The organism is Paludifilum halophilum (assembly GCF_002245355.1).
In the GTDB taxonomy this organism is placed as follows: Bacteria; Bacillota; Bacilli; order Thermoactinomycetales; family DSM-45169; genus Paludifilum; species Paludifilum halophilum.
Genome location: NZ_NOWF01000183.1, coordinates 1 through 391 on the forward strand (window position 1 = coordinate 1; position 391 = coordinate 391).

Genomic DNA, 391 nt, shown 5'->3' on the forward strand with positions numbered 1-391 from the left:
CCATGGTGGGAAGCAATTGAATTAATCACAACTTCGTGTTCATTATACTTCATTGCTAGCTCTTTACCAATTTCAACATGACTTCCTTCTACTTCATGGTCAATAGCTTTACCGATATCATGTAGTAGACCAGCTCTTCTAGCTAACGTCACATCTTCTCCTAGCTCAGCCGCTAACAATCCTGATAAGTAAGCAACTTCTGCTGAGTGCTTCAGTCCGTTCTGACCATAGCTTGTACGATATTTTAGGCGACCCAAGATTTTAACTAGATCTGGGTGCAATCCGTGAACTCCTACTTCAAAAGTAGTTTCCTCACCTACTTCTCGAATATATTCATCCACTTCACGTCTAGATTTTTCAACCATTTCTTCGATACGTGCAGGGTGTATTC

At 40.9% G+C, this 391-nt stretch carries 1 protein-coding gene; it reads right to left on the bottom strand.

Annotated elements, in window-relative coordinates; translation table 11 throughout:
* Window positions 1-391: HDIG domain-containing metalloprotein (locus CHM34_RS18775; RefSeq protein ID WP_141201799.1), on the bottom strand; the 391-nt coding region annotated here is incomplete at both ends.